Genomic DNA, 7,156 nt, shown 5'->3' with positions numbered 1-7,156 from the left:
ATTCTGGATTTCATCGAAAAAAAAGGAGCATTCTTCAATGCGCATCTCCGGATAGAGTTCCTGCCATGCCTGTAACAGGAGATCGAGTTCCTCTGTTTTCAGATCGAGACGCTCATCTTCGAAGTTGATATAGAGTACCGTGGTTATCGGTATTCCCTTTTGCAGAAGGTCGCTGATGATGTTGAACAGCAGAGAGGTTTTGCCACTGCGGCGTACTCCCACCAGCGTTATGATCTTGCTCGTATCTACAGGTATCTGCTGAGACCGTCTTTTCAGGGTCGGCAGCGGAGAGACATGGAAGTCCCTGATGATCGTTTTTAATGTTTCTTTCTTCATGATAAGGACAATTTACGAGAATATTTCCTTACAGCAAGGAAGATTATTACTGCGATAATCGAGTTCGGAAGTTCTTTTTTTTTTCGGACTCAAATCGGAACAATTACATGGCGGGTTGGAAAAATTGCCATCTGCTCAGATTGACCGGGTTGTAGTCTGAAATTATCCGACACTGGGGCAACATCCGGGAGTGACAGGAGAAACGGTACGATGATGACAAGGATTTCCGTGTGTTGCGCGGGGATTCGTGGTTCAGGCATCAGGAACTTCTTCATCGGTTTTCGAGTTGTTCGTGTCAGTTATCTTTCTGAAAACCTGAACATCTGCTATCCGGAACTCCGGAGCAATACTTCGGGACGTTGATCCGTTGCCAAAAATGCTGTGATCTGGTATCTTGAAATCAGGAGAAAACCCGATTTCCGGGCAAAATAAAAAGGGGGCAAGTGCGATGCCGCGAGGACCGAGACTTGATGCACCGGGAACCCTGCATCACGTGATTATCCGTGAAGAGCAATACTTCGGGACGTTGATCTGTTGCCAAAAAAGCTGTGATCTGGTATCTTGAAATCAAGAGAAAACCCGATTGACGGGCAAAATAAAAGGGGAGAGTGCGATGCCGCGAGGACCGAGACTTGACGCACTGGGAACCCTGCATCATGTGATTATCCGGGGGATCGAGAGGGGCTGCATTATTCGTGACGATACGGACCGGAAAACGTTTCTCGACCGCATGGGACAACAGGCCAGGGGCTCGGGTACCTGCATCTACGCATTCGCCCTCATGACGAACCATGCGCACATCCTCCTGAAAAGCGGTCCGGATGGCATATCCACCTTCATGCGCCGCCTGCTGACCGGTTATGCCCAGTATTTTAACCGCCGACATACGCGGGTCGGGCACCTGTTCCAGAATCGCTACAAATCCATTATCTGCGAAGAGGAATCGTACTTCGACAAACTGGTTGCGTACATCCATCTCAATCCGTTGCGGGCAGGACTGGTCGAATCGTTCGAAGAGCTTGCACGGTATCCCTGGTGCGGCCATGCCGTACTGCTGAACAGGGTCCGGTACGACTGGATGGATCGGGACTACGTGCTGCAGTTTTTCGGTCAGAAGAAAGGGTCGGCACGGAAGGTGTATCTGCAGTTTCTCGAAGAGGAACTTGGTATCGATCGGGAAAAGGAGCTGTCGGGAGGCGGACTCGTGCGCTCGCAGGGCGGATGGTCGAAGGTGCAGTCCATGCGCAGGCGGGGCGAGAATGCGCTTGGCGATGAGCGGATTCTCGGGGGTGATTCGTTTGTGAAGGAGTTGCTGAAGGAGGCCGAAGAGCGCAGGGATGTGCTGCTGCCGGAATACGAGCGGCTGCGCTTGCTCGATGATGATATCGAGCGTGCGTGCAGGGATGCCGGCGTCACTCCGGTTTTCCTCCGCTCCGGGAGCAAGGCCGGCAAGCTGCCGACGCTGAGAAGAGAGCTTGCAAGGAAAGCCCTGCTGGAGTACGGCCTTTCGCTTGCCGAAACAGCAAGACAGCTCGGCGTGACTGCCAATGCCGTGAGCTATATGCTCAAGCCGCAATGAGGCTTTGCGATTTCTGATGACGGCAGGGAATGGGTCCGGGTTCGGTGAACCGTTATTCTTCATGTCGCGAACTGCATCAGCTAATTCCGTTGATTCTCATTGTCATCCGCATTACCGTATTGTCAAACTGAATTATCAGGGGCGTTACTGCTGGAATTCTAATCGGTTTGTCAGTAAAGAAAACCGAAAAGCCAGAGGGGAATGGTGTTGCGGGAGCCGATTTCAAGGTCGTCAGCAACGACGAAGCTGTTTTCGATGCCGCCGATCTGCCGGAATCCCTTGCTTTTACCACCGATTTCGAATGTGTACATGTTGTTGACGAAAAAATCACCCTTGGTTGATACTTCCACTGATGTGTCGAGAATGCCGGGGTGCAGGGTACCGGCGTTTCGAATCTGGTTTACAAAAAACTGTTCCCGTAGCGTTCCGGTGTTGATGTTCTCAGTAATTGCATACATCAGGTTACTGTTTTCAAGAAATATCTTTTCCGGTTTGCTCAGGACTTCATAACCTCTTCCCTGGGAACGGACGAGATTCAGCAGCCTCGCATTCTGAAGGTTTTCCAGGTACTCGTACAGGCGTGCTCTGGAGATTTCCGTTGCTTCGGCCAGTTTTGTGATATTGGGTGTGAACGGTACCGATGTGGCAAGCAGGTAGAGCAGTTTTTTAAGCTTCGAAAGCTGTCGCGTTTCGATGCGGTTTATATAGGGGAGATCAACTTCAAGAATGTGGTTTATAACCTCGCGTAACCGGAAAGGATACGTTCCGCTGCTTTCGAGAAAGAAGGGGTAGTAACCGTATTTCAGGTAATCACGCAGTTCCTTGCGTATTGTAATCTCCTTGCTGATGGTTTCGGCAATATCTCTGTGGTTGTGGAGAATTGCATCGAGCGGATGAACAGGATAATCGGTTTCATGGACAAAGTTGATATACTCACGGAGCGAGAGTCCATGAAGGTTGAAGATAATTGCCCTTCGGCTCAGGTCGGCTTTCTCTTTGGAAATCTGCAGGAGGCTGGATCCTGAAAAAACAATACGCAGCTCCGGGAGGGAGTCGTACATCGATTTGATGTGACTCGCCCAGTCGGGATATTTGTGGATTTCATCGAGCAGCAGGAGCTCGCCGCCAAGTTCATGAAATTCACTTGCAACTTCAAAAAGATTGTGAGCAAGAAAATATGGACTGTCAACCGAGACATACAGGGCTTTTTCCGAATTGCCGTATCGGTCCCTGACATGCTGCAGCATCATGGTGGTTTTGCCGGTTCCGCATGCGCCAAGGATGCCGATGCAGCGTTCATTCCAGTCGATCAGGTCGTGGAGGTACCGCTTTTTAGCGCTTACCGACTCGATCAGCCGCAGCTGCTCCTGTTGAAATCGTTCCATGTGTTTCTCGCGTGTTATATTGTAAGATCGTATAACGTATTATACAATAATAGTGAAATATTGTAATGCGTGTAATACGTTTTTTTTGTTTCGGGGGACTTGATGACGAGCATATTCGCAGAACTCAACGAGAAAGGGGCGTGAACAATTCCGCGAGGTACGAGACTGGATACGTCGGGAGAAGGTGCATCATGTCAAGATTGTGGGCTGTGAGCGGTTGGCTGTATAAACAGAAAGACTTGATGACACGGATTGGCATGAGAATCGGTACGATGATGACAAGGATTTCCATGCGCTTCACCGGAGCTCCTGATTGAGCGATACCTTGTATCTGCGATGTGTTGATCGCTACCCCGACAACCCCGGCATAAGGAACTTCTTCATCGGTTTTCGGGTTGTTTTGGCCTCAGTCAGCTTCCTGAAAACCTGAATATCTGCTATCCGGAACTCCTTGCTTGATGGGCCCGGTGGATGCATGTTGCGACGTACCCTGTGTCAGGAAGTCATCAATGCAATCGTGAACGTTACCTTGAAACCGGATGCATAAGTCCTCGGCCGCTCTTCCTGATAACATTGTCATTTTTGACGGTGTCTGTAATCTGTGCGAATTTTCGGTGAATTTTATTTTTGAGCACGATACCGCCGGGCAGTTCTCTTTCACGCCGGCCCAGTCTCCTCTTGGAGCTTCGTTACTCAGCCATTTCGGTATCAACACTTCGCGCCTTGACACCGTCGTTCTTGTCAGGGGTGAGCGCGCCTTCACCCGCAGCGCCGCTGCCATTGAAATCGCCTCCGGACTCGACATGCCGTGGAATCTGCTCGCCGTATTCCAAGCGGTTCCCGAACCCCTGCGGGATATGATATACGATCTGATAGCGCAGAACCGGTATCAGCTGTTCGGGAAAAAAGAGGAGTGCATGTTGCCGTCCGAAGAGTTGCGCAGGCGTTTTCTCGAGCAACTTCCGGGATAATGAGCCATCCCGAGCGACATCGACCTCATCATCGTCATCGAAAAGGCATAAAAAGCATGTCAGACAACACCCCGGGTGGTTTTTTTGCATATCTCAACTGGCTTCTCAATCCGTTCCACGGACTGGAGACGACTGAAGTCTATGATCTGATTGGCACCACCGCTCTTACCGAACACAGGCTGTATCTGAATCTTGGCTACTGGCGGGATGCCGATACCATTGATGAGGCCAGTGAAGCGCTTGCCCTTCTGGTGGCGGAACGGGGCGGTATGGCTGCCGGTGATGTGGTGCTGGATTGCGGGTATGGTTTTGGCGACCAGGATATCCTCTGGGCCAGGACCATGAAACCTGAAAAAATCATCGGTCTGAATATCACGAGGTCTCAGGTTGAACGGGCCCGGATACATGTTGCGGATGCAGGGCTCCGCAATATGATAGATTTGAGGGAAGGTTCGGCAACAGAGATGCCGATTGCAGATGAATCCATCGATCTGGTTGTTTCTCTGGAAAGCGCTTTCCACTACAGGAGCCGTGAGGATTTTTTCAGGGAGGCGTATCGGGTGTTGCGGCCGGGTGGAAGGCTGGTGACGGCCGACATTGTCCCGACCAAAGACTCCGGTAACCCCTTCAGGCGGATGGAGCAATGGATTTCATGGAGTCTTGTGGCCGGTAAATTCAATATTCCGCAGGAAAACTACTATCTGATTCCCTCATACACCAGCAAGCTCCTGAGCGCCGGATTCGATGGTATCGACATCAAATCAATACGCGACGATGTCTACCGGCCTCTTCATGAGTATCTGTCAAGAGATCAGACGTTTGTCCGCAAGCTGCCTCCGGTTGCAAGGATGCTTGCAAAATCGGCATTGCGTCGGTCAGCGGAGAGTGTCTACGCCGGCCTGGACTATATTCTGTCTTATGCGGAAAAGCCGGAGAAATCCGGGTGACATATGAGAACGGCGAAGTAGCTATCGACCGGCAAACAGCTTCGCTCAGGCGACGATTGTGCCGTTTTCTCGAGAGCCACTGATACACTGACAGAGGCTGCGACGTCGGTGTTTAAACTGAATTATTCATCAACTGCTATCCCGTCATGGCGTCGAGTCATGACTTCATCCATAGAAATCGCCGGGTTGCACCCGGGCGTTACCGATATCTCGCTCCTGCGGAGCTGGAAATATGGGGGGCTGATATGCCCTGGGGTTGCACCCCACGCTACCGATATGTCATCCCTGCGGGATTTGAAGAAAAACAGTGAATATTCCGGGATGCTCCTTATTACTATGACATTTCGTGGGAGCGGAAGATTGAGCGGGGAGAGATCAAGGGGTTTTTCATGCAGGCAGGTTATTGCAAAAGCAATAATATGTAATGCATAAAAAGTGGCACATTTTCATGCGTAATTTTGTGTGATAATGGTATATTTACGGAAGAATGCCCTTTTTCACTCCTGACAACCCAAATTCAGCATGTTTAACCGATCAGCTATCCGGGATATAACCGACTGGTATCAGCGCAAAGACCGGAAGCCATTAGTCATTCGCGGTGCCCGTCAGGTTGGAAAGACAACAAGCGTTCGGCAGGCGGCGGCTGACCTCGATGTTCCGCTCGCAGAAATCAATCTCGAAAAGCACATCACTCTTGAACCACTGTTCAGGAGCTATAACCTGAATGAACTCCTGCTCAATTTTTCGTTTATCACCGGTCGGCAGATCACTCCGGAGAGTAATACGATTCTGTTTCTCGACGAAGCTCAGGCAACTCCTTCAGCGTATGCGTGCCTTCGGTATTTCAGGGAAGAGATGCCTCGACTTGCCGTGGTCCTGACCGGATCGCTTCTTGACCAGGTCTTGCATAACGAAAAACTCCCTGTACCGGTAGGCCGGATCGAGCACTATTTTATGGGGCCACTGAGCTTCGAGGAGTTTCTCGCAGCGACAGATGCATCGAAAGCCCTCGATATTATCGGTATGATGACGCCGGAAACCATGCACATGATTCCGGACAAGGTGCATGAAGAGATGCTTTCACAGGTACGCCGCTATATTCTCACCGGCGGAATGCCTTACTCTGTCCAGACTGCGATTACAACTGATTTTCATCATGAAGCGATCCTTCGGGAGCAGTCAGCACTGGTGCAGACCTACAAGGATGACTTCGCAAAATATGTCGGACGAAGTGACGCTCTGAAACTGAACAATTTCTTTACAGGCCTTATCGGGCAGGTCGGCCAGCAGTTTTCAGCAAAGCAGGCAAATGAAATAGCACTCGGGACCAGTGGAGACGGTCGGCAACTGAAGGCAGCTCTTGAACAGTTTCTCGAAGCGCGTCTTTTTTACCGGGTGCAGCACTCCAATGCGGATGCCATTCCGCTCGGCAGCGACGTCAAAACAAGAATCAGCAAATTACTTTTTGTCGATGTGGGTTTGTTGCTTGCCGTCCAGGGAGTTCCTGTGCAAAGCATCCTCAGCATGCCGTTGGAGCTTGCGAATCGAGGGATTGTCGCCGAGCAGTTCGTCGGTCAGCAGTTGCTCTATTCCAAGCCGGGTTACCTCAATCCGGAACTCTATTACTGGCAGCCCCCGAAATCCGAAAGTCAGGCCGAAATCGATTACCTCTTCGAACAAGGCAGTACCATCTATCCCGTCGAGGTGAAATCCGCAAAAGGCAGTTCCATCAAGTCGATTCACGCCTATATCATCAAAAAACAGGCTGATACCGCATTCCGGATAAGTTCATCAAAACCATCCATTCAGGAACTGACTGCAAAAATAAGTCAGAAGGAAAAAAACTTCAGTCTCATCAACCTGCCGTTTTATATGGTCAACCGTCTTGAACGGTTTACGCGGTTGTTGGAACAGGAGGGTGCCTGAGGGGCGCAGATG

At 50.6% G+C, this 7,156-nt stretch carries 6 protein-coding genes; 4 read left to right on the top strand and 2 right to left on the bottom strand.

Features of this window, described 5'->3' with window-relative positions:
- On the bottom strand, nt 1-336 hold a 336-nt coding region (locus tag K9G39_RS01045), incomplete at its 3' end, for an AAA family ATPase (protein WP_292003059.1).
- A gap of 613 nt (nt 337-949) precedes the next feature.
- On the opposite strand from K9G39_RS01045, the gene K9G39_RS01040 reads away from it, so the two are divergent.
- Nucleotides 950-1,915, top strand: coding sequence for a transposase (locus K9G39_RS01040; RefSeq protein ID WP_292003058.1), 966 nt, complete (start codon nt 950-952; stop codon nt 1,913-1,915).
- Between the two features lie 170 nt (nt 1,916-2,085).
- Here the strand turns inward: K9G39_RS01040 and K9G39_RS01035 are convergent, their stop codons facing one another.
- Nucleotides 2,086-3,300, bottom strand: a complete 1,215-nt coding sequence (locus K9G39_RS01035) for an AAA family ATPase (RefSeq protein WP_292003057.1) — start codon at nt 3,298-3,300, stop codon at nt 2,086-2,088.
- 539 nt (nt 3,301-3,839) lie between these two features.
- Here K9G39_RS01035 and K9G39_RS01030 point away from each other — a divergent pair.
- The 3 genes from K9G39_RS01030 to K9G39_RS01020 all read left to right on the top strand — a co-directional run bounded on the left by K9G39_RS01030 (nt 3,840) and on the right by K9G39_RS01020 (nt 7,144).
- Nucleotides 3,840-4,271: a thiol-disulfide oxidoreductase DCC family protein gene (locus K9G39_RS01030; RefSeq protein WP_292003056.1), complete on the top strand. Its 432-nt coding sequence runs from the start codon at nt 3,840-3,842 to the stop codon at nt 4,269-4,271.
- Nucleotides 4,272-4,327: 56 nt separating this feature from the next.
- Nucleotides 4,328-5,218 (top strand): methyltransferase domain-containing protein, encoded by an 891-nt coding sequence (locus tag K9G39_RS01025; protein WP_292003055.1) that lies wholly within the window; start codon nt 4,328-4,330, stop codon nt 5,216-5,218.
- A 522-nt stretch (nt 5,219-5,740) separates the two neighbouring features.
- Nucleotides 5,741-7,144: an AAA family ATPase gene (locus K9G39_RS01020; protein ID WP_292003054.1), complete on the top strand. Its 1,404-nt coding sequence runs from the start codon at nt 5,741-5,743 to the stop codon at nt 7,142-7,144.
- Nucleotides 7,145-7,156 lie beyond the last annotated feature (12 nt).

Origin of the sequence: Chlorobium sp., assembly GCF_021740465.1 — a bacterium.
GTDB lineage: Bacteria > Bacteroidota > Chlorobiia > Chlorobiales > Chlorobiaceae > Chlorobium.
This window is presented reverse-complemented; position numbering and strand designations above follow the sequence as displayed.